The sequence below is a fragment of the Microbacterium sp. genome (assembly GCF_032084865.1).
GTDB lineage: Bacteria > Actinomycetota > Actinomycetes > Actinomycetales > Microbacteriaceae > Microbacterium.
This window is the reverse complement of sequence record NZ_DAMDLU010000007.1, coordinates 20,742-41,206: the sequence shown is the minus strand read 5'-3', so window position 1 is coordinate 41,206 and position 20,465 is coordinate 20,742. Positions and strand designations below refer to the sequence as shown.

At 69.0% G+C, this 20,465-nt stretch carries 21 protein-coding genes; 20 read left to right on the top strand and 1 reads right to left on the bottom strand.

Features of this window, described 5'->3' with window-relative positions; translation table 11 throughout:
- Positions 1 to 952, bottom strand: a 952-nt coding sequence (locus RT309_RS01790) for a nitronate monooxygenase (protein ID WP_313354778.1), incomplete at its 3' end; no start/stop codon positions are given.
- A gap of 112 nt (positions 953 to 1,064) precedes the next feature.
- On the opposite strand from RT309_RS01790, the gene RT309_RS01785 reads away from it, so the two are divergent.
- The 20 genes from RT309_RS01785 to RT309_RS01690 all read left to right on the top strand — a co-directional run bounded on the left by RT309_RS01785 (position 1,065) and on the right by RT309_RS01690 (position 20,451).
- Complete coding sequence (locus RT309_RS01785) at positions 1,065 to 1,967, top strand: SDR family oxidoreductase (protein WP_313354776.1); 903 nt, start codon at positions 1,065 to 1,067, stop codon at positions 1,965 to 1,967.
- Positions 1,964 to 2,743 carry a MaoC/PaaZ C-terminal domain-containing protein gene (locus RT309_RS01780; RefSeq protein WP_313354774.1) on the top strand — a complete coding sequence of 260 codons (780 nt, stop codon included), beginning with the start codon at positions 1,964 to 1,966 and terminating at the stop codon, positions 2,741 to 2,743. The genes RT309_RS01785 and RT309_RS01780 overlap by 4 nt, the downstream gene beginning before the upstream one ends.
- Positions 2,740 to 3,657: an NAD-dependent epimerase/dehydratase family protein gene (locus RT309_RS01775; protein WP_313354773.1), complete on the top strand. Its 918-nt coding sequence runs from the start codon at positions 2,740 to 2,742 to the stop codon at positions 3,655 to 3,657. The genes RT309_RS01780 and RT309_RS01775 overlap by 4 nt, the downstream gene beginning before the upstream one ends.
- Position 3,658: 1 nt before the next feature.
- Positions 3,659 to 4,483, top strand: coding sequence for a TIM barrel protein (locus RT309_RS01770; protein ID WP_313354772.1), 825 nt, complete (start codon positions 3,659 to 3,661; stop codon positions 4,481 to 4,483).
- Positions 4,484 to 4,493: 10 nt separating this feature from the next.
- A complete protein-coding gene (locus tag RT309_RS01765) occupies positions 4,494 to 5,273 on the top strand; it encodes an enoyl-CoA hydratase family protein (protein WP_313354770.1) in 780 nt (259 codons plus the stop codon).
- Complete coding sequence (locus RT309_RS01760; protein ID WP_313354768.1) at positions 5,228 to 5,953, top strand: CoA-transferase; 726 nt, start codon at positions 5,228 to 5,230, stop codon at positions 5,951 to 5,953. Before RT309_RS01765 ends, RT309_RS01760 begins: the two co-directional genes overlap by 46 nt.
- The gene (locus RT309_RS01755; protein WP_313354766.1) at positions 5,950 to 6,693 is read left to right on the top strand and encodes a CoA-transferase; all 744 of its coding nucleotides are present in this window, start codon (positions 5,950 to 5,952) and stop codon (positions 6,691 to 6,693) included. The genes RT309_RS01760 and RT309_RS01755 overlap by 4 nt, the downstream gene beginning before the upstream one ends.
- Before the next feature lie 303 nt (positions 6,694 to 6,996).
- Positions 6,997 to 8,286, top strand: a complete 1,290-nt coding sequence (locus tag RT309_RS01750; RefSeq protein ID WP_313354764.1) for a hypothetical protein — start codon at positions 6,997 to 6,999, stop codon at positions 8,284 to 8,286.
- 38 nt (positions 8,287 to 8,324) lie between these two features.
- The gene (locus RT309_RS01745; protein WP_313354762.1) at positions 8,325 to 8,900 is read left to right on the top strand and encodes a TRAP transporter small permease; all 576 of its coding nucleotides are present in this window, start codon (positions 8,325 to 8,327) and stop codon (positions 8,898 to 8,900) included.
- Positions 8,901 to 8,910: 10 nt separating this feature from the next.
- Positions 8,911 to 10,404, top strand: coding sequence for a TRAP transporter large permease subunit (locus RT309_RS01740; RefSeq protein ID WP_313354760.1), 1,494 nt, complete (start codon positions 8,911 to 8,913; stop codon positions 10,402 to 10,404).
- Positions 10,405 to 10,409: 5 nt separating this feature from the next.
- Positions 10,410 to 11,162 carry an SDR family oxidoreductase gene (locus tag RT309_RS01735; protein WP_313354758.1) on the top strand — a complete coding sequence of 251 codons (753 nt, stop codon included), beginning with the start codon at positions 10,410 to 10,412 and terminating at the stop codon, positions 11,160 to 11,162.
- Entirely contained in the window at positions 11,159 to 12,010 is an 852-nt protein-coding gene (locus RT309_RS01730) for a transketolase (RefSeq protein ID WP_313354757.1), read from the top strand. Before RT309_RS01735 ends, RT309_RS01730 begins: the two co-directional genes overlap by 4 nt.
- Positions 12,011 to 12,015: 5 nt before the next feature.
- Positions 12,016 to 13,020, top strand: coding sequence for a transketolase C-terminal domain-containing protein (locus tag RT309_RS01725; RefSeq protein WP_313354755.1), 1,005 nt, complete (start codon positions 12,016 to 12,018; stop codon positions 13,018 to 13,020).
- Positions 13,021 to 13,064: 44 nt separating this feature from the next.
- Entirely contained in the window at positions 13,065 to 13,919 is an 855-nt protein-coding gene (locus RT309_RS01720; RefSeq protein ID WP_313354753.1) for an SDR family NAD(P)-dependent oxidoreductase, read from the top strand.
- 247 nt (positions 13,920 to 14,166) lie between these two features.
- Complete coding sequence (locus tag RT309_RS01715; RefSeq protein ID WP_313354751.1) at positions 14,167 to 15,384, top strand: ABC transporter substrate-binding protein; 1,218 nt, start codon at positions 14,167 to 14,169, stop codon at positions 15,382 to 15,384.
- 1 nt (position 15,385) lies between these two features.
- Complete coding sequence (locus RT309_RS01710) at positions 15,386 to 16,261, top strand: branched-chain amino acid ABC transporter permease (protein WP_313354750.1); 876 nt, start codon at positions 15,386 to 15,388, stop codon at positions 16,259 to 16,261.
- 17 nt (positions 16,262 to 16,278) lie between these two features.
- Entirely contained in the window at positions 16,279 to 17,289 is a 1,011-nt protein-coding gene (locus RT309_RS01705; protein ID WP_313354748.1) for a branched-chain amino acid ABC transporter permease, read from the top strand.
- Complete coding sequence (locus RT309_RS01700; RefSeq protein ID WP_313354746.1) at positions 17,286 to 18,077, top strand: ATP-binding cassette domain-containing protein; 792 nt, start codon at positions 17,286 to 17,288, stop codon at positions 18,075 to 18,077. The genes RT309_RS01705 and RT309_RS01700 overlap by 4 nt, the downstream gene beginning before the upstream one ends.
- A complete protein-coding gene (locus RT309_RS01695; RefSeq protein WP_313354745.1) occupies positions 18,074 to 18,793 on the top strand; it encodes an ATP-binding cassette domain-containing protein in 720 nt (239 codons plus the stop codon). Before RT309_RS01700 ends, RT309_RS01695 begins: the two co-directional genes overlap by 4 nt.
- Positions 18,790 to 20,451, top strand: a complete 1,662-nt coding sequence (locus RT309_RS01690; RefSeq protein ID WP_313354744.1) for a class I adenylate-forming enzyme family protein — start codon at positions 18,790 to 18,792, stop codon at positions 20,449 to 20,451. The genes RT309_RS01695 and RT309_RS01690 overlap by 4 nt, the downstream gene beginning before the upstream one ends.
- Positions 20,452 to 20,465: the final 14 nt, after the last annotated feature.

Below are 20,465 nucleotides of genomic sequence, written 5' to 3'. Positions count from 1 at the left end.
GCATGCCGGCCTGGGTGTCGCCGTCGACCAGGCCCGCCTTCAGCAGCATCGGGGTGTTCGCGGCAAGGCTCATCTGCGCCCACGAGCGCCCGGTGGCCTTCTTCATGGCCAGTCCGTCCCTGAGGAAAGCAGGCCAGCTCAACCCCGAGAGCTTCTTGAACTCGAGCGAGCGACGCACGGTGGGCAGCAGGCGCGACAGGCCGCTGCGGCCCTCGAGGCCCTCGACGAACTCGGTGCGCAGCAGCCGGTGCGGCATGCCGTCGGCCTTCGTCGTCACCACGGTGCCGTCGAGGCCGAAGTCGAGGTAGCGCTGCTTGATGGCCTCGGGCACCGCGCTGTCGCTCGTGAGCAGGAACCGCGTGCCCATGCCGACGCCCGCGGCGCCGTAGGCGAGGGCGGCGGCGAGTCCCCGCCCGTCGTGGAAGCCTCCGGCGGCGATCACCGGGATGTCGACGGCCTCGACCACCGAGGGCAGCAGGATCGAGGTCGGCACGGCGCCGGTGTGGCCGCCGCCCTCTCCGCCCTGCACCATGACCGCGTCGACGCCCCAGGCGGCCACCTTCTCGGCATGGCGCACCGCGCCGATCGACGGGATCACGACGATGTCGTGCTCCTTCAGCCGGTCGATCAGCTCGCGGCGGGGCGCGAGCGCGAAGCTCGCCACCTTCACGCCGTGGCGGATGAGCAGTTCGACGCGTTCGGCCGCGTCGCCGGCATCCGCCCGCAGATTCACGCCGAACGGACGATCCGTGCGTTCCCTCACCTCGATGATCTGGCGTTTCATCTCGTCGACCGTCATGGTCGCGGAGGCGAGGATGCCGAGCGCTCCGGCCTGCGCGGTGGCCGAGACGAGGCGTGCGCCGGCGACCCATCCCATGCCGGTCTGCACGATGGGGTGGTCGACGCCCGTGAGCGACGTCAGTGCGGTGGAGAACAGCGGGGGAGTGGTCATGTCGTCACCTCTCGATCCCCGGCAGTGTACCGCATTTGCCCTAGCGTTTGCTTGGTTGTATGCTGGCCAGCATTCCGTCCGCGCGCTGCGCAGTCTCAAGGGAGAGCCGAACATGACAGGGATTCTTGAACGTCGCGTCGCCATCGTCACCGGTGCCGGTCGAGGACTGGGTCGTGAGCACGCGCTCGAGCTGGCCCGCCACGGAGCGAAGGTCGTCGTCAACGACCTCGGCACCACGCTCGACGGGGCGGGAAACTCGGTCGGCCCTGCGCAGGAGGTCGTCGAGACGATCCGCGCCGCCGGCGGCGAAGCCGTCGCGAACGGCGCCGACATCGCCGACTTCACCCAGGCGGGCGAACTCGTCGCCCAGGCGATCTCGGAGTTCGGCCGCCTCGACATCCTCGTCAACAACGCCGGCTTCGTGCGCGACCGCATGCTCGTCAACGCCGAGGAGAGCGAGTGGGATGCCGTCATCCGCGTGCACCTGAAGGGGCACTTCGCGCCCCTGCGCCACGCGAGCGCGTACTGGCGCAATGAGGCGAAGGAGGGCCGCACGCCCGTCGCCCGCGTGATCAACACCTCGTCCGGCGCGGGCCTGCAGGGCAGCGTCGGACAGGTGGCGTACGCCGCGGCCAAGGGCGGCATCGCCTCACTCACCCTCGTCGCCGCGCAGGAGCTCGGCCGCTACGGCGTCATGGTCAACGCGATCGCCCCGTCGGCGCGCACCCGCATGACCGAGGGGCCGTTCGCCGAGGCGATGGCGGCTCCCGAAGAGGGCTTCGACCGCATGAACCCGGCCAACGTCTCGCCGATCGTCGCGTGGCTCGCCAGCCCCGACTGCTCGATCACCGGCCGTGTGCTCGAGATCGAGGGCGGACGCCTGTGCCTGGAAGAGGGATGGAACCACGGACCGGTCCGCGAGCTCGACCGTCGCTGGGAGGCCGCCGAGGTCGGCGAGGCCGTCCGGGCCATGGTCGCCGAGGGCGTCAGCCCTGAGCCGGTGTACGGCGCATGATCGCCGGGGACTGGGCCGGCCAGCTGCTCGGCGAGCGCACTGTCGGATACACCGAGAACGACGCGATCCTCTACGCCCTGTCGGTCGGCGCCCGTGCCGATGACCTCGACCTCGTGTTCGAGGATCGCCTGCGGGTGCTCCCGTCTTTCGGTCTGACGCTGTCGCAGTGGGCGCCCGACATGCTCGCGGACGCCGGGGCGTTCGACAACACGGCCGTGCACGGTGCGCAGACGCTCGAGGTGCATCGCGCGCTGCCCCGCTCGGGTGAGCTGACGCTCTCGGCGCGTGTCGGCAACGTGTGGGACAAGGGCGCGGCGGCGATCTTCGAGGTCATCGTCGAGTGCGACGAGTTCACCGCCATGTGGTCGCTGTTCGCGCCCGGCGTCGGCGGCTTCGGCGGTGAGCGCGGCCCCGGTCGCACCGTTGACGACGAACGCCCGGCGGGCACGACGGCCACCCTGTCGACCTTCCCCACGCAGGCGGCGCTCTATCGCCTCACCGGCGACATGCACCACATCCACATCGACCCCGAGGCATCCGCGCGCATCGGACAGCCGACCCCGATCCTGCAGGGGCTGTGCACGCTCGCCGCGTCGACTCTCGTGCTGGCCGATGAGCAGGGGGCCTCCGCCGACCTCACGCGGCTGCAGGGGCGCTTCAGCGGCTTCGTCGTTCCGGGCGACGACCTCGACCTCGAGTACTGGCCCGACGGCGCCTTCGAGGTGCGCCGCGACGGCGCGCCGGCCATCTCGCACGGCGTGGCGGTGTTCTCATGAGCCGCGTGCTCGTCGTCGGCGCCACCGGCATGATCGGCAGCCACCTCGCCGCCGACCTGCTCGCGCGCGGCGACGAGGTCACCGTGATGTCGCGGCGGGGCCCGTTCGACCGCGACCCGAGTGCGGTCGCGGGACTCCCGCGGCTGCTCGGCGACTACACGGATGCCGATGCCTCGCCTCGTGAACTCGAGGGCTTCGACGCCGTGGTGTTCGCGGCGGGCAACGACATCCGCCATGTCGCCGAGGGCGATGACGACGCCGCATTCTGGGAGCGCACGCAGAGCGTCGGCGTGCCGCGCTTCGCGGCGCGCGCCAAGGCCGCGGGCGTCGCCCGATTCGTGCAGCTGGGCAGCTACTACCACCAGCTCAACCCGCAGTGGGCCGAGCAGCTGCCCTATGTCGCCGCGCGTCGCGACGCCGACGAGGGCGCCCGGGCGCTGAGCGACGACTCCTTCGCATCGATGACGCTGAACCCGCCGTCGATCGTGGGTGCCGACGAGCGCGCCCTGCGTCGCTACGCGCGCATGTTCGCCTGGACCCGCGGCGAACTCGACGAGCCCGCCCTGTTCGCCCCTCCCGGCGGCACCAACTACATGTCGGTGCGCTCGCTGTCGCAGGCGGTGCTGAGTGCGCTGGACCGCGGCGAGGGAGGGCGCGCCTATCTGGTCGGCGACCAGAACCTCACCTACCGCGAGTACTTCCAGCTGCTCGCGGATGCCGCGGGCAGCAGTGCGGTGATCGAGGAGCGCGACGAGGAGCACCCGTTCCAGCCCGACCGGTTCATCGTGCAGGGCCGCGGCGCGGTCATCTCGTTCGAGCCGGATGCCGCGGAGCAGGAGCTTCTCGGCTACGAGCGCGACGACGTCGCTCGGGCGCTGGCCGAGATCGCGGATGCCGTGGGCAGGATGCGCTGAGATGACCGCCGTGAACCCCGTCTGCCTGAGCGGCATGGCCGCCTTCAGCTGGGAGCTGCCCGACGAGATCGCGATGTACGCCCGCACCGGCACGGACCTCGTGGGTCTGCCGATCGGCAAGGTCGTCGCCTTCGGGATCCCGGCGCTGCGCATGCTCCTCGCGGAGCACGGCGTGCGCGTCGGCTACCTCGTGCAGGCGTTCACTGCGGCACCCGATGACGATCCCGGGTGGGCGCGCGAGGTGGGCGCTCTGATCGAGGGCACGCGCGCCGCGCACGAGCTCGGCGCCGGCGTCGTGTATCTGACGTGCGGGCCCTCGGGGCATCTGGAGTGGGAAGAGGCGGCGGCGCGGTTCGCCGCACGGCTCGCGCCCGCCGTCGCCGAGGCGCGTCGGCTCGGCGTCCGCCTCGCGGTCGAGAACACGCTCCCGGTGCGGGCCGACATCAGCTTCACGCACACCGCGGCCGACACCTTCGCGCTCGCCGAGCAGGTCGGCATCGGCGTGTGTCTCGACCTGTACTGCTGCTGGTACGAGCGCGGGCTCGCCCGGCTGATCGCAGACAAGCACGAGCTGATCGAGATCCTGCAGGTGTCGGACTTCGTCGTCGGCACCTCCACGTTCCCGAACCGCTGGGTTCCCGGCGACGCCGATCTGCCCCTGGAGCGGCTATTCGCGGCGGCGCTGGATGCCGGATACGAGGGCATCGTCGACGTCGAGCTGATCGGCCCGGTGATCGAACACGAGGGGGCGGAATCCGCGCTGACGCGGTCCGTCGCCTGGCTGCGAGAGCGTCTCGCAGCATCTGTCATACAAGAAGAAGGGTGAGGCCACTGCCATGGCAATCGAGATCACGATGCAGGACAAGGGCGTACGCGTCGTCACGATGAACTACCCGCCGGTCAACGCACTGCCGGTCCAGGGGTGGTTCGACGTCGCCGCGGCGATGCGCGATGCGGGGAACGACCCCGAGACGCGCGTGGTCATCCTGCGGGCCGAGGGGCGCGGCTTCAACGCCGGCGTCGACATCAAGGAGATGCAGCGCATCGAGGGGTTCAGCGGCCTGCTCGGCGCGAACCGCGGATGCTATGAGGCCTTCAAGGCGATCTACGAATGCCCCGTGCCGGTGATCTCGGTCGTGAACGGCTTCTGCCTCGGCGGGGGCGTCGGCCTCGTCGGCAACTCGGATGTCATCATCGCGTCGGATGACGCCTACTTCGGCGTGCCCGAGGTGGACCGCGGCGCGCTGGGCGCGGCGACGCACCTCGCGCGCCTCGTGCCCCCGCACCTGCTGCGCGGCATGTACTTCTCGGCCCGCACGATCACGGCGCAGCGCCTGCACGAGCTCGGCTCGGTCGACCAGGTCGTGCCGCGCGAGCGTCTCGACGAGGCGGCGCTCGAGTTCGCCGGCCAGATCGCCGCGAAGGACACGCGTGTCATCCGTGCGGCGAAGGAGGCGCTGAACGGCATCGACCCCATCGACGTCAACCGCAGCTACCGCTTCGAGCAGGGCTTCACCTTCGAACTCAACCTGGCGGGCGTCGCCGATGCTGGGGCTCGCGGCGCAAGCCGATGGCGCTGGTGCGCGAGCTCGTGCGCTCCGGCGCTCAAGACCTGACCGTGGTGAGCTTCGGCGGTCCCGACGTCGGCATGCTGTGCGCGACCGGGCAGGCGTCCCACGTCATGCACGGCTTCGTGTCGCTGGACTCGATCCCGATCGACCCGCACTTCGCCGCAGCGCGTCGCGCGGGAGCGGTCACGACGACCGAGCTCGACGAGGCGATGCTGGTGGCGGGCCTGCGTGCGGCATCTCGACGTCTGCCGTTCGAGGTGCTGCGCAACGGGATCGGCTCGGATGCCGTGAACCGCAACCCCGGCATCCGCACGATCGTCTCGCCCTACGACGACGGCGAGACGCTCGTCGCGATGCCCGCGATCCCCATGGATCTGGCGCTGCTGCACGTCGAGCGGGCGGATGCCGTCGGAAACGCGCAGTGCCTCGGTCCCGACCCGTTCTTCGACGACCTGATGGCCCGCGCTGCCGCGGTGACGGTCGTGTCGGCCGAGCGGATCGTGAGCACCGCGGAGCTCGCGTCGCAGCATCCGTCGACGCTGCTGCTGAACCGCTCCGAGACCGACCATGTGATCGAGGCGCCGCGAGGCGCCGGGTTCACCGCGTTCGTCCCGGAGTACCCGCGCGATGACGCGGCGCAGCGCCGCTACGCCGACGCCGCAGCCTCGCCGGAGGCGTGGGACGCGTTCGTCGCCGACTTCCTCCGAGAGGAGATCTCCTCGTGATCACCCGTTCTGAGATCGCGGCGACCGCCTGCAGCGACCTGTTCCGCGGGGCCGGCGCCGTGCTCGCCAGCTCGTTCGGCGTCGTCCCGACGATCGGCGCGCGGCTGGCGCGGCTGACCCACACACCCGAGCTGCTGCTCAGCGATGGCGATGCGACGCTGTTCGCCGACACCCCGGCGGTCGATCGTCCGTTCACACAGCCCGAGGGGCACCTGCCCTACGCGAAGCTGTTCGAGCTGATCGCGACCGGTCGTCGGCACGTCATCATGGGCGCACCGCAGCTCGATCGGTTCGGCAACCAGAACCTCTCGGCGATCGGCGACCGCGACCGGCCGAGCCGTCAGCTCGTCGGGCCTCGCGGCGCGGCGACCAACACGGGCAATCACGCCACGAGCTACTTCGTGCCACGGCACGCCCCGCGTGTCTTCGTGCCGGCGGTCGACGTCGTCACGGGCGTCGGCAGCGACAACGCCCGTCGCGCCGACATGCGCTTCCACGATGTGCGTGCGATCGTGACCGATCTCGGGGTGCTCGACCTCTCGGGTCCCGACGGCACCATGGCGCTCGTCAGTCTGCACCCCGGTGTGGAGGTGGCCGACGTGATCGCGGCGACCGGGTTCGACCTGCATGTGCCCGCGGAGATCGCGCGGACCCGGGAGCCGGATGCCGATGAGCTGCGCCTCATCCGCGAGGTGCTCGACCCCCGCGGACTGAGGGAGCGCGAGGTGCCCCAGCCCTGACCCCCACTCGCTCCTGAGGCGCCGACAAGGCCGCCACGAGCCGCAGCGCCGTGGCGGCCTTCGGCGACCCTGCGCGCCGAGGGCACGGCGCGCAGAGGCGGCCGGATCGACTATTGACATCTCGATGGGGCTCTGATTGGCTCAAGTCCAAGCCATCTAACGAGCGCTTGGTAGAAATGCAAGAAAACCCGTCATGCGTTTCTCCATGGAATGCGTTCAGAAGATATATGGGTTCGTAAGAACGCGTACCTCCGCGCGACCGCAGCGCGTAGTGCGGAGCGCCCGAGAGAACGGAACGAGACAATGTTGTCACGATCGAAGAAGTCGGCAGTCGTCCTCATGGTCGGCGCACTCCTGCTCACCGCGGGATGCGCGGGCAAAGCGGGAACCCAGGGTGGTGCCCCGGCCTCTGATGGGGCGTCCGCCGAGGGCGTGCCCGCCGGCGCGTCGAAGGAGGACTTCATCGCGGCGTTCGCCGACATCGAGCCGATCACGCTGACCACCCAGGCCGTCGAGGCCAAGGGTGCACGCGAGGCACAGTACTACCTGGACTTCGTGGAGTCCCTCTCGGAGTGGTCCGGCGGCAAGCTGACGATGGAGATCGCCTACGGCAACTCGATCGCCTCGCCATCCGACATCCCCCAGGCGCTCGCCGACGGACGCGTCAACATGGAGCGCGCATACCCGCTCTACGACCCGTCGCGGTACCCGGCGAACGCCGCCTTCGCCGAGTCCGCCTTCCTCGGCAACCAGAGCCCCGTCGCAGGATCGCTGCAGACGTTCGCCGCGTACCTCGAAGTGGGTCTCAGCATGTCGGACGTGCTGCAGCCCGAGTTCGCCGAGCAGGGCATGGTCGCCCTGCTGCCCTACGCCCCGCAGACCGCACCCGGAATCCTCTGCCGTGAACCGCACGCGAACGGCGGCGGCTGGGAGGGCACGCAGATCCGCGTGAGCGGCAGCGCCCACGCCGACCAGGTGCGCGCCCTCGGGATGTCGCCGATCTCGCTGTCGTACGCCGAGGTCTATCCGGCGATCGAACGTGGGACGATCGACTGCCTGGTCGGCGCCGACTGGTCCTTCCGCACCACCGGAGTCCTGCCGCTCGCGCCCAACTACGTGCTCGACAGCGATGCCGGGTTCACGAAGACCACCACGGCGGTCGCGTTCTCGAAGAGCACCTGGGATGAGCTTCCGCTCGTCGCTCGACAGCTCATCTGGGACCGACTCGACGTCTGGATCGGACACTTCTTCGGCGACCACATCCTCGAGACGATGGCGGCTTCGCAGGAGGAGATCCTCGCCGCCGGCGCCGAGGTCACGCAGTTCGACGATGCATCGCGCAAGAGCCTCCTGGCCGCCAACAAGACCCTCCTCGAGAAGGTCGAGAACTCCGAGGTCATCGACGGCCAGAAGCTCGTCTCCGATCTCGAGGCGGCTCTCGCGAAGTGGGAGAAGATCGTGGTCGACGAGCTCGGGTACACCGAGGCTGTGGGCGAGGACTTCATCACCGCGGTCCGCAGCGACGACTTCGACATCCAGCCGTTCATGGAGCGACTGAAGCAGGAGATCCTGCTCCCCAACCGCCCGGAGTAAGCCCTGCGCTCCACGCCTGCGGACGCCCGTCCGCAGGCGTGGAGGCGCAATCGCGAATGGTGGGAGAAATGCGAGAGACGTTCGAGAGAATCGCATCCGTTCTGGCGCGGACGGCATCGGCGGCATGGGTTCTGCTGCTATTGGTCATGATGTTCCATGTCGTGATGAATGGCCTGCTCAGGAAATTCCTGAATGCGCCGATCGAGGGCACGAATGAATGGACACAATACTGGTACATGCCCTTGATCGCATTCGGCGGATTCGTCTTGACGGAGATGCGGAACGAGCACATCGAGGCGCGTTTCGTCTTCGACAAGATGCCCGTCGCGATCCAGGCCGAACTCCAATTGCTGAGCCGGATCATCGTCATCATCCTGTGCGGTGCGTTCAGCTGGTTCGGCTTCCTCGAGGCGGCCGACGCCTTCCAGACGAAGCTCACCGGCGGCGTCATCGGCCTGCCGATCTGGCCTGTGACGTTCGCGGGTCCCATCGCATTCGCGCTCATGACCGTCATCGGGCTCAGCAGGATCAGTGGTGATCTGCGGCGCCTCATGGCATCGCGAAAGCCCGAGAACGTCGTGGTCCCGTCCGATGACGCGCTGCCGGAAGACTGAGGAGAGCATCGTGACAGATGTGAAGGCGCCCGTGCGGGCCGCCGCAGAGAACAAGGTCGTCGGGTCACGGGTCTGGCTCATCCGGATCCTGATCGTCGGCGCCATCGTCGGCCTCATCGCCGCGATCTTCAATCTCGAGACCAAAGCGGGCGTCGGCGTCGCCATCATCCTCCTGATGCTCGTGCTGATCTTCTGCAAGATCCCGGTCGGCGTGGCGCTCAGCGTGCCCGGCATGATCGGGCTCTACTCGCTGTACGGAACACCCGCCCTCGAGAACATCCTGCGGAAGGTCCCGTTCACCACGGTCGCATCGTGGGAGTACTCGGTGATCCCGATGTTCATCTTCATGGGGCTGCTGCTGTGGCACTCCGGGATCACCGGCGCGGTCTACGACGTCGCGAAGCGCGGGCTGGGGTGGATGCCGGGCGGGCTCGGCATCGGGACGAACCTCGCCGGTGCGGGCCTCGCCGCCACGAGCGGCTCGACGATCGGCATCCTCTACGCGATCGGCCGCATCGCCATGCCGGAGATGCTCAGAGCCGGGTACGACAAGAGGCTCGCCTCGGGAACGATCCTCATGGCCGGCCTCATCGGGCAGGTCATCCCGCCGAGCATCTTCCTCGTAATCTATGCGGGCATCGCGCAGGTGCCCGTCGGGCCGCAGCTGATCGCGGGCATCGGCCCCGGCATCCTGATGGCGATCGTCTTCGCGCTGACGATCCTCATCATCGCCCTGGTGCGTCCGTCCTGGACGGGGGGCGCGAAGCGGCAGGATCGCGGTGCGGTCGTCGCTCAGAGCGAACCCGCTGCCGCAGCGACCCCCTCGTCGTCGTGGAAGGAGATCATCCCGCTCGTCCTGCTGATCGTGGTCGTGGTCGGGGGGATCTACCAGGGCCTCTTCACTGCGACCGAGGCCGGGGCAGCCGGTGCGCTCGGCGCGCTCATCATCGTGATCCTGCGCCACCGCAACCCCAAGAAGATCACCCGCGAGGTGAAGGACTCGGCGATCGAGACCATCGCCGCGACCGGCGGGATCTTCTTCCTGCTGATCGGATCGCTGATCCTCGCGCGGGTGCTCGCAGTGTCGGGACTCGGCGTCGCGTTCAGCGACTGGGTGACCGCTGCAGACCTCAGCCGCTGGGGCTTCCTGGTGATCATCATCATCGTGTACCTGATCCTGGGCATGTTCATGGACTCCCTCTCGATCCTGATCCTGACGGTCCCCCTGCTCATGCCGCTGGTGCTGGGGTACGGCATCTCGCCCCTGTGGTTCGGCGTGTTCGTCGTGATCCTCGCCGAGATGGCGATGGTCACCCCGCCCGTGGGCGTGTTGGCGTTCATCTTCCACGACCTCACGAAGAGCAAGGAGGTCAACACCGGCGTCGACATCAAGCTCGGCGACGTGTTCTCGGGCATCGGGCTCTTCATGCCCGCCGTGCTGGTCGTCTGCGGCGTGCTCATCGCGTTCCCCGAAGTCTCCACGTTCCTCACAGATCGGATGTAATCGCTATGCACTCCCTCGAAGACAAGGTCGTCATCATCTCGGGCGCGGTCGGCGGCCTCGGCGAGGCCTTCGCCCGCGCGATCCTCGACGCCGGCGGGAGCGTCATGCTCACCGACGTCTCGCAGGAGGGGCTGGACCGCCTCGCCGCCGAGCTCGGCGATCGCGTGCACACCCGGACCCTCGACGTGCGCGAGGAAGAGGACTGGGTCCGCGCGGTCGACGCGGCCGTGGCCCGCTTCGGCAAGGTCACCGGCCTCATCAACAACGCAGGCGTCACGACGTCGAGGTGCCTGCTCGAAGAAGAGACCGCCGAGCAGTTCATGGGCATCATCGGCGTCAACCTGCTCGGCGTGCATCTGGGCATGCGAGTCGTGATCCCCCATCTGCGGGCGAACGGCGGCGGATCCATCGTCAACATCTCGTCGGGCGCGGGCATGATGGGCATCGCGAAGACCGGCGGCTACGCCGCGGCGAAGTGGGGCGTGCGCGGGATCACCAAGGTGGCGGCGGTCGAACTCGGCAAGGATGCGATCCGCGTCAACTCGGTGCACCCCGGCATCATCGAGACGAACATGACCTCGCGGCTCGGTGTCTCTTCAGAGCCGGGCGGCCTTCCGAGCGCCCCCGCCGGCCGTGCCGGCGTGCCGAGCGAGGTCGCCGGGCTGGCGGCTTTCCTCCTGTCGGACGCGGCGTCGTACATCAGCGGGGCCGAGATGACCGCCGACGGCGCCTGGACGGCGGGACCGGTGCCGGCATGAGACATGGCACGGATGCTGCGCCTCTGACCGTCGACGAGCTGCGCACCCGCGCCGAGTGGATCCGGCTGCGGGTGATCGAGATGATCGACCGCGCCGGGCTGGGGCACTACTCGAGCGTCTTCTCGTGCGCTGAGATCCTCTCGGTGCTCTACTACCGGGTCCTGCGCCTCGACCCCACGCGGCCGCAGTGGGCAGACCGTGATCGCTTCCTGCTGGGCAAGGGGCACGCGGCGGTCGGCCTGTGGCCGATCCTCGCCGACCTCGGCTACCTCGAGGACTCGGACCTCGACGACTTCGGGTTCGTGGGCAGCAAGGTGGGCGATCACCCCGACATGCGGCTGGCGTCGGGCATCGACTTCAGCTCGGGGTCGCTCGGGCACAACCTCTCGGTCGGGCTGGGCATGGCACTCGCCGGGCGGATCAAGAACCTCGACTACCGCACCTACGTGCTCCTGGGTGACGGCGAGATCCACGAGGGTCAGGTGTGGGAGGCCGCGATGGCGGCGAGCTTCTACAAGGCCGCCAACCTGGTCGCGATCGTCGACAGCAACGGCTTCATCGGGAGCGGGCCCATCGAGGAGCTCATGAGCGTCGAGCCGCTGGCCGACCGCTTCTCGGCCTTCGGGTGGGACGTGCACGAGATCGACGGCCACGACGTGGCCGCGGTGGTGGCGCTGTTCGACCGCCTCGAGCGCGGCGCAGGCGACAAGCCGGTGTGCATCATCGCCCGGACGGCCAAGGGCAAGGGCGTCTCGTTCGCCGAAGCCGAGCCGCGCAAGTGGCACATCGGGTGGATGACACCCGACGAGAAGGCCCTCGCGGCCTCCGAGATCACTTCGAGGATGTGAAGGAGATGGCTGTGGAGATCGAGATGACCGAGGCGGAGAGCCAGTCCAGGGCTGACCAGATGGAGGACGTGTTCTCGGACGAGGGGCAGGCGGCGTCCATCAACCTGGTGGGTCACGCCCTCGCAGAGCTCGCCGAACGGCATCCGGAGGTCGTCGTGCTGTCCGCCGACCTCGGGTCCTCGCTCACGGAGTTCCGTGAACGGCACCCCGGGCGCTACATCGAGCTCGGGATCGCCGAGACGAATGCCATCTCGGTCGCCGCGGGTATGGCGGCATCCGGGCTGCGGCCGTACGTGCTCGGCTTCGCGCCGTTCGGCATGATCAAGTGCGCCGAGCAGATCCGCACGGACCTGGCCGCCACCGAGATGCCCGTCACGCTGATCACCCGGCTCTCGGGCCTGGCGATGGGGTATTTCGGCGCGAGCCACCACGCGATCGAGGACATCGCGATCGCCCGGGCGATCAACAACTTCGAGATCATGACCCCGGCCGACAACAATGCCGCGGTCGCGGCGATCGAGCTCAGTCACGCGCGCGCTCGTCCCTCCCTGATCCGGGTGAGCGAGGGGCGCGCCACGGTGTACCCGACGGTTCCCACGCTCGAACCGGGTCGCAGCGCGCCGCTGCGCGCCGGGACCGACGTGGCGATCATGGGTGTGGGCATCGGCACGGGGCTCGCGCTGGAGGCGTCAGCAGTCCTCGCCGAACGCGGCATCTCGGCCGCCGTGCACGACTTCCCGTTCATCGCGCCGTTCGACGCCGCCGCCGTGGTCGAGGCCGCGCGTTCCACCCGAGCGATCGTCACAGTCGAGGAGCACAACAGGATCGGCGGCCTCTACTCCTGCGTCGCAGAGGCGTTGGTCGATGCCCGCGTGTCGGTTCCCGTCGTGAGCGTGGCTCTGCCCGACGAGCACCTGGAGGTCGGCACCCACTACGACCTGCTCGATCACTACGGCATCTCGGCGAACGGCATCGTCGACAGCGCGCTGCGCGCGCTGTCGCTGGGCTGAACTCCGCTCACCATTCCGCCAGAACACTCTTCGAGGAGCATCCGATGTCATCCACTGATCCCCGCCCCACCGGTGCCGCCGTCGTCCTCGGAGGGGGCAGCGGCATCGGCCGCTCACTGTCGTTCGCGTTCGCCGAAGCCGGTCACCCGGTCGTCGTCGGAGACATCTCGCAGGAGCGGCTGGATGAGACGGTGCGCGATCTCACCGCCGCAGGAGCCCGCGTCGTCGGCGTGCGTGTGGACGTCACCGACTGGGACTCCGTCACGGCGTTCGCGGATGCCGCGTTCGACGCCTGCGACCGGGTCGAGTACCTGATCAACGGCGTCGGCATCGAATCGGTCGGCGCCCTGTGGGAGGTGTCGCCCGAGGTGTGGTCGAAGGTCATCGACATCAACCTGACCGGCGTGTTCCACGGTGTCCGGGCATTCCTCCCGCGGATGGGGGAGCGGCCCGAGGCATCGCACGTCGTCAACATCTCGTCGGTGGCGGCGATCACCAGCTCGCCGAAGAACGGCGCCTATGCGGCGTCGAAGCACGGCGTGCAGGCGCTCACCGAGTGCCTCTATGTGGAGTGCGCCGAGGCGTTCCCGCGGGTGTCGGTCTCGGTCGTCTGCCCGGCTGCGGTCGACACCAACATCTTCGCCGACGCGCTGTCGGAAGGAGAGAGCGCCAGCGAGGCGGCTGTCGCCGAGCTGGATCAGATGCGCGAGTATCTCGCCGTCCACGGCATCTCGAGCGACCGAGCGGCGGAGATGATCATCGAGGGCGTGCGCCGAGGCGACTACTGGATCACGACGCACCCTGAGCGCTTCCAGGTGCTGGCGAACCGACGGGCGGAGTTCCTGGCGAAGCAGCTGGAGCCGGTCGGCAACGTCGCCGCGGAGCGTCGGCCCGCCTAGGGGATCCCGGCTCGCTGCCACGGCCGAGGCACGCTCTGAACTCGGCCGGGAGAGGCCGTCGCACGGCATCGCGATCCGCGGTGGGCGACGGTCCCTTCTGCGTGCAATCGTGCACGGCTGCTCGGTGAGGATCGTGGCCGCGCTTACGTTGACGCGCGGACGATCGGCCATTAGTCTCTTCTCAACCAAGCATTTGTTTGGCGCGCCGGACAGGTGTGCCGGACAGACGAGACCAATGGAGGTTTCAGTGAAGTCACAGCGTCTGCTCGCCCTGCTGGGCGTGGCCACACTCGCGGTCAGTCTCGCGGCATGCTCCTCCGCCGAGTCCGATGCAGGATCCGCGGATGCGGGCAGCGGCGGCGAGATCATCCTCGGCCTCGACGAGGACAGCACCGGGCCCGGTGCCTCGTACGCGGTGATCGCCGGCAAGACGATCCGCATGGCCGTCAACGAGATCAATGCGGCGGGCGGCATCGACGGCAAGACCATCCGCATCGTCGTAGGCAACGACGAGTCCGACCCCACCAAGACGCCGACCGTGGTGCGCAAGCTCGTCGACGACGGCGCGCAGGTGCTGCTTCTCGACACCGGCAGCGGCGCGGTGCTCCAGGGCAAGTCCGTGGTGAAGCAGGCCGGCATCCCCGCGATCGCCCCGACCGCCGTCACCACCTCCGTCGCACTGCCGCCCGACAACGAGTTCACCTACATGCTCGCGAACGGCGTCGACCAGTTCGCCGAGGCGTACTGCGGTGCGATCGAGGAGAAGGGCTACACGTCGATCGCCGTTCTCGGCGACGCCTCGCCCGCGATCGACAACATCAACAAGCTGATCATCCCGATCCTCGAGGACTGCGCCGAGGTCGTCGCGGTCGAGACGGCGCCCGTCGACGCCGCCGACCTGAGCGCCCAGGTCGCCCGCATGAAGCAGGCCGACCCCGACGTCATCCTCGTCTCGAGCCTCGGGGGCAACTTCGAGGTGCTCGCGCACAACACGCTCCACCAGCAGATCCCGGGCGTTCTGCGCTTCTCGCTCGCGTCGATCGGCAACCAGCCCGACTCGTGGGCCCGCACCAACCCGGGTGCGCTCGCGGACGTCGTCTACATGGGGGCGCTCGACATGTCGAACCCCAAGACGGTCGAGCTCGAGAAGAAGCTCAAGAAGATCAACGGCGACGACTACCGCCTGACCGCCTACGACGCGCAGGCCTACGACTCGGTCTACCTGCTCAAGGCGGCGATCGAGGCGGCCGGCGGCGCCGACGACCCGAAGGCGGTGCGCGACGCCCTCGACGAGATCACCGGGTTCGAGGCCTCGTTCGGCCAGGCGGGCTTCACGCTGTCGTTCACCCCCGACAAGCACATGGGCGCGGACGGGCTCTGCGGACTCGTGCTCTCGGGCTTCGACGAGAAGAACGAGCCGACCGGAGCCTGGCAGGACTTCCAGGTCCCGTGCGAGCTGAAGTGACATGAACGACCCTCAGCTGTGGCTCTCCGTCCTGGAGATCGGGAGCTTCTTCGGACTCATCGCGCTCGCGTACCAGCTCACGCTGATCGGCGCCGGGTTCTTCAACTTCGCGATCGGCCCCTACGCGATGGTCGCGGCGCTCGGAGCCTCCTGGCTCGCGATCGAGATGAAGATCCCCGTGATCATCAGCCTGGTGCTCGGCGTCGTGATCGCCGTGGTCATCAGCGGGCTCACCGAGCTGCTCGTCGTCCGTCAGGTGCAGAAGCGATCCGGTGCGGGTGAGCTGCCCGCCCTGGTCGCGGTCACGGCTGTGCTGTTCATCGTCCAGCAGGGCGCGGGCACCCTCTTCGGGCGCCCCGCCCTGCCCGGACAGGTGCTCGTCACGATCGGCCCGTGGCAGTTCGGCGACGTGCATCTGTCTGGCACGACGGTCGTGCTGGTGGTCTCCACGGCCCTCATCTTCATCGCTGTGTCGCTGTGGATGGGCTTCAGCCGCACCGGACGACTGCTGCGCGCCGTGGGCGACAGCCGTGCCGCCGCGGCCCTGCTCGGACTCCCCGTCGGACGCATCCGGCTGATCGCCTTCCTGCTCTCCGGCCTCATCGCCGGGCTCGCCGGACTCCTGTACGCGCCGAAGACCGGCGTCGCCTTCACCAGCGGGCTCGCGTGGACGCTCGTGGGCTTCCTCGCACTCGTGATCGGCGGCACCGGACGCACCTGGGCGCCGCTCGTCGGCGGCCTCGTGCTCGGTGCCATCCAGGTGTTCGCACCGTTCTACTTCGGCAGCATGGGCCCGACCACGATGGTCCTGCTCATCGCGCTGCTGTTCTTCGCCTTCCGCCCCCAGGGCCTCTTCTCCACACGGGTGCGGATATGACGACTCAGGAGAATCTCGTGACGTCGACGACGACGAAAGCGCCCGCCCTCGGCATCCCTCGGCAGTCGCCCCTGCGACGGCTGATGGTTCCCGCTGTCGCGGTGGGCATCGGCGCCCTCGCCCTGGCGTGGGCCGGAGGCAGCGGCTTCCGCCAGGATCTTCTCGTGATGGTCGCGGTGTACGCGCTCATCGCGCTGGGCATGTACATCCCGTTCGTGATGGCGGGATCCATGTCGATGGCCTATGCGGCGTACGCCGCGATCGGCGCTTACAGCGTCGCCATCATCACCACGGCCACCGACCTGCCGCCGCTGCTCGGCTGGCTGATCGGCCCGCTGATCTCGGCTGCGGTCGCCGTCATCCTCAGTCTGCTGACGCGACGCCTGAGCGGCTTCTACCTCGCCGCCGTGACGCTGCTGTTCAGCATGGCGTTCGAGCCGTGGCTGATCGCGCTCGAGCCGATCACCGGCGGCTCAGCCGGTATCGGCGGCATCCCCTCTCCGACGATCTTCGGATGGGAGGCGCCGCGTGTCGTGCTGATCGCCATCGCCCTCGCCCTCGTGATCATCGTCGCGACGCTCGTCGACCGGATCCGCACCGGAGCCTGGGGCGTGACCGTGCGCACGATGCGCGACGTGCCCTCGGCAGTCGAGGCGATGGGCACGCGGACGACGACGCTGACGACCGTCACCCTGGCGGTCGGCGCTGCGGTCGCATCGCTCGCCGGCGCCCTGTTCGTGTCGTTCATGCTGAGCATCACCCCCGAGACGTTCACGCTCTCGATCGTCTTCATGGCCCTCTTCGTGCCGCTGATCGGCGGCCAGGCGAGCGCCTGGGGCTGTGTCATCGGCGCCGTCATCGTCATCCAGCTCACGGCCAACATGCCCTCGGAGTTCGAGGGCTCCGGTCAGCTCGTGCTCGCGATCGGCGTGCTGCTCATCCTGCTCGTGGCCCCTGCGGGCCTGATCGGCTACGCCACGGCGCTCATCGCCTGGGTGCGGCGCCGCCTCGGAAAGGAGCGCTCATGACCGGTCAGCGCATCGGCGACGTCGTGCTGCGCGGTGAGAACCTGCGCAAGGCGTACGGCGGGCTCGTCGCCGTCGACGACGTCTCGTTCCATGTCAGCCGCGGTGAGATCCTCGGCCTCGTCGGGCCGAACGGTGCGGGCAAGACAACGCTCGTCGACCTCATCACCGGCATTCAGAGGTCCGATTCCGGAACCCTCACGCTGAACGGCGAGCGACTGGCCGGGCCCACCGCCGCGCGAGCGCGGCGCGGGCTCTCGCGGACCTTCCAGCATCCGCACCTGGCCTTGGAGCTCACGGTGCGCGAGAACCTGCTCGTCGGAGCATCCGCGCAGCGCTTCCCGACGTGGTGGCGCATGGTCGCCGGCGTCATCACCGACGGCATCCGCCACCGCTCGCAGGAGCAGGAGCGCGTCATCCGCATCGCGGAGGAGCTGGGCGTGCCCGGCCTCGACGAGCCGTGCGCCAACCTCTCGCTGGGCGAGCAGCGTCTCGTCGAGGTCGCCCGCGCTCTGACACAGGATCCGGTGGTGATGCTGCTCGACGAGCCGTTCGCCGGCGCCGACTCCGACTCGGTCGCGGGAATCATCGACGCCATCCGCCAGGTGCAGGCCCGCGGGCACGCCGTCATCCTCGTCGACCACAACGTCGATCTGCTCACTTCGCTCGCCGATCGGGTGATGCTGCTCGCGCAGGGTGCGCTGGCATTCGAGGGCGGCCCGGCGGAATGCATGGCGAGCCCCGAGATGCAGCGCGTCTACTTCGGCACGAGCGAGGAGGAGGCGGCATGAGTGCAGATCTCTCACTGACAGACCTGACGGTGCGCTACGGCATGGCCACGGCCGTCGAGAAGGCGACGCTCACCGCGCCGGCGGGGCGGATCACCGCCGTCGTCGGCCCGAACGGGGCCGGCAAGTCGAGCCTCGCGCTCGGGGTCTACGGGGCGGTCGCCGCCACGGGCTCGATCCGGCTCGGCGATGTCGACCTGTCGTCGATGACATCGATCGAGCGGGCCAGGGCCGGTCTCGCGATCGTGCCGCAGGGACGCCAGCTCTTCCCGAAGCTCACGGTGCGCGACAACCTTCAGGTGATGGCCGAGATGCTCAAGCTCAAGCGCAGCGCCGTCGAGCACGCCCTGGACCGGTTCCCCGTGCTCCGAGAGCGGGAGGGACGACTGGCCGGCGTGCTGTCGGGCGGCGAGCAGCAGATGCTCGTCGTCAGCCGGGCGCTCATGGGCGACCCGCACTGCCTGGTGCTCGACGAGATGATGACGGGGCTCGCTCCGAAGATCGTCAGCGGACTCGCGGATGCGATCCGCGAGATCGCCGACGGGGGAGCATCCGTGCTGATCGTGGATCCTGCGATCGGTCCGCTGCGTCGCGTCATCGACCGCGGGTATGTCCTGCTGCGCGCTCAGTTGAGCGAGGCGCACGACGACGTCGACGCGCTCGACGACGGATATCAGCGGGTGATGGGGATCATCCACCACGAGATGGGAGCAGAATGAACGTCCCTGCACTGGATGCGGCGACCGCCGCCGAGTATGTCGCACAGGGCTGGTGGGGTGACCTGACGGTCGCCGACTACGTGGCGCGCAACGCCGAGGAGATCCCCGACCGCGTCGCCTACGTCGCCGACGGCGACCGGCTCACGTGGAAGGAGTACGACCGGCAGGTCGACGTCCTCGCCCGCGCGCTCACGGCTCTGATGCCTCGCGGCGCGCGGTTCGGGATGCTGCTTCCGGACTCGGGCGAGTTCCACGTGGCCCTGTGCGCTGCAGAGCGCAGCGGCACGGTGGCCGTCGGCATGGGCGCCCGATCGGGTCGCGATGAGATCCGGCACCTGATGTCGCAGTCGGGGGCCGAGGTGATCGTGATGCGCGAGTCGCACCGCGATCGTCCGGCGCTCGACTACGTCGCCGATCTCGCTGCAGACGGCTGGACGGTGTCGGACCTCGTGATCGTCGATCCGCGGGGGCCCGTGCGGCTGCACTCCTTCGCCGACGGCGTCGTGTCGACGCATGAGGTGCCCAGCGCACCGCTCGACGAGACCCGTGCGCGCGCGTCGGGCCCGAACGAGCTGAGCATGCTGAACTCCACGTCGGGGACGACGGGGCGGCCGAAGCTCGTGACCCAGTTCGCCAACCGCCTGATCGCCTTCTCGAAGATGGCGTTCGACGCGGCGGACTTCACCGCCGATGACGTGATGCTGGGTGCCGTGCCGGGCCCGTTCGGCTTCGGGCTGTGGACCGCGCACTACGCCACCGCGATGCTCGGCATGAGGACGGTGCTGATGGAGAGGTTCGCCGTCGACGAGATGATCCGTCTGATCGACGAGGAGCAGGTGACGATCCTCGCGTGCGTCAGCACCCAGTTCAAGATGATGCTGGATGCTCCGGGGCTCGACGATGCGTCGCTCAGCACGCTGCGGGCGATGTTCACGGGGGGTGAGGCGGTCCCCTACGAGCGCGCGCTGCAGTTCGAGGAGCGCGTGGGTGCGAAGGTGCTGCAGTTCTACGGTTCGAACGAGTCCGGAGCCATCAGCAACACGAGTCTGCGCGACACTGCTGAGCAGCGGCTCCGCACGGCCGGGCGTGTGATCGACGTCATGAACCTGCGCCTGTACGACCCTCAGGGCAACGACATCACCGAGACCGGCGGCCCGGGGCGACCCGGAGTCTCGGGTCCGACGATCTGCATGGGGTACTACGGTGATCCGGCCGCCAACGAGGAGCTGTTCCACGACGGGCGCCTGATGATGCCCGATCTTGTCACGGTGGATGCCGACGGCTACCTGCGTGTCGTGGGCCGCACGAGCGACCTCATCATCCGCGGCGGCAAGAACATCTCGGCGATCGAGGTGGAGGAGCTCGTCGAAGCGCACCCGGATGTCGTGATGGCTTCGGCGGTGCCTGTGCCGGACGACCTGTTCGGCGAGCGGATCGGCGTGGCGGTGACCGTGCGCGACGTCGCCGTCACTGTGGCGACGCTCACCGAGTACCTCGCTGAACGGGGCATCTCGAAGCATCTCTACCCCGAGCGCGTCGTCGTCGTCGACGAGCTGCCGCGCGCGGCCGGCGGCAAGGTGGCGAAGGGCGCGGTGCGCCAGATCGTCGCGGCGCAGACGCAGAGCGATGTCGACCTGCGCGGAATGGTCTCCGTCTGAGTCGGGATGACGAG

What these genes read in the sequence shown, in the direction of transcription:
- RT309_RS01775 (WP_313354773.1), top strand. Translation starts at nt 2,740, where the DNA reads ATGAGCCGCGTGCTCGTCGTCGGCGCCACCGGCATGATCGGCAGCCAC.
- RT309_RS01730 (WP_313354757.1), top strand. Translation starts at nt 11,159, where the DNA reads ATGAGACATGGCACGGATGCTGCGCCTCTGACCGTCGACGAGCTGCGC.
- RT309_RS01710 (WP_313354750.1), top strand. Translation starts at nt 15,386, where the DNA reads ATGAACGACCCTCAGCTGTGGCTCTCCGTCCTGGAGATCGGGAGCTTC.
- RT309_RS01700 (WP_313354746.1), top strand. Translation starts at nt 17,286, where the DNA reads ATGACCGGTCAGCGCATCGGCGACGTCGTGCTGCGCGGTGAGAACCTG.
- RT309_RS01785 (WP_313354776.1), top strand. Translation starts at nt 1,065, where the DNA reads ATGACAGGGATTCTTGAACGTCGCGTCGCCATCGTCACCGGTGCCGGT.
- RT309_RS01760 (WP_313354768.1), top strand. Translation starts at nt 5,228, where the DNA reads ATGGCGCTGGTGCGCGAGCTCGTGCGCTCCGGCGCTCAAGACCTGACC.
- RT309_RS01780 (WP_313354774.1), top strand. Translation starts at nt 1,964, where the DNA reads ATGATCGCCGGGGACTGGGCCGGCCAGCTGCTCGGCGAGCGCACTGTC.
- RT309_RS01720 (WP_313354753.1), top strand. Translation starts at nt 13,065, where the DNA reads ATGTCATCCACTGATCCCCGCCCCACCGGTGCCGCCGTCGTCCTCGGA.
- RT309_RS01690 (WP_313354744.1), top strand. Translation starts at nt 18,790, where the DNA reads ATGAACGTCCCTGCACTGGATGCGGCGACCGCCGCCGAGTATGTCGCA.
- RT309_RS01765 (WP_313354770.1), top strand. Translation starts at nt 4,494, where the DNA reads ATGGCAATCGAGATCACGATGCAGGACAAGGGCGTACGCGTCGTCACG.
- RT309_RS01725 (WP_313354755.1), top strand. Translation starts at nt 12,016, where the DNA reads ATGGCTGTGGAGATCGAGATGACCGAGGCGGAGAGCCAGTCCAGGGCT.
- RT309_RS01770 (WP_313354772.1), top strand. Translation starts at nt 3,659, where the DNA reads ATGACCGCCGTGAACCCCGTCTGCCTGAGCGGCATGGCCGCCTTCAGC.
- RT309_RS01695 (WP_313354745.1), top strand. Translation starts at nt 18,074, where the DNA reads ATGAGTGCAGATCTCTCACTGACAGACCTGACGGTGCGCTACGGCATG.
- RT309_RS01735 (WP_313354758.1), top strand. Translation starts at nt 10,410, where the DNA reads ATGCACTCCCTCGAAGACAAGGTCGTCATCATCTCGGGCGCGGTCGGC.
- RT309_RS01750 (WP_313354764.1), top strand. Translation starts at nt 6,997, where the DNA reads ATGTTGTCACGATCGAAGAAGTCGGCAGTCGTCCTCATGGTCGGCGCA.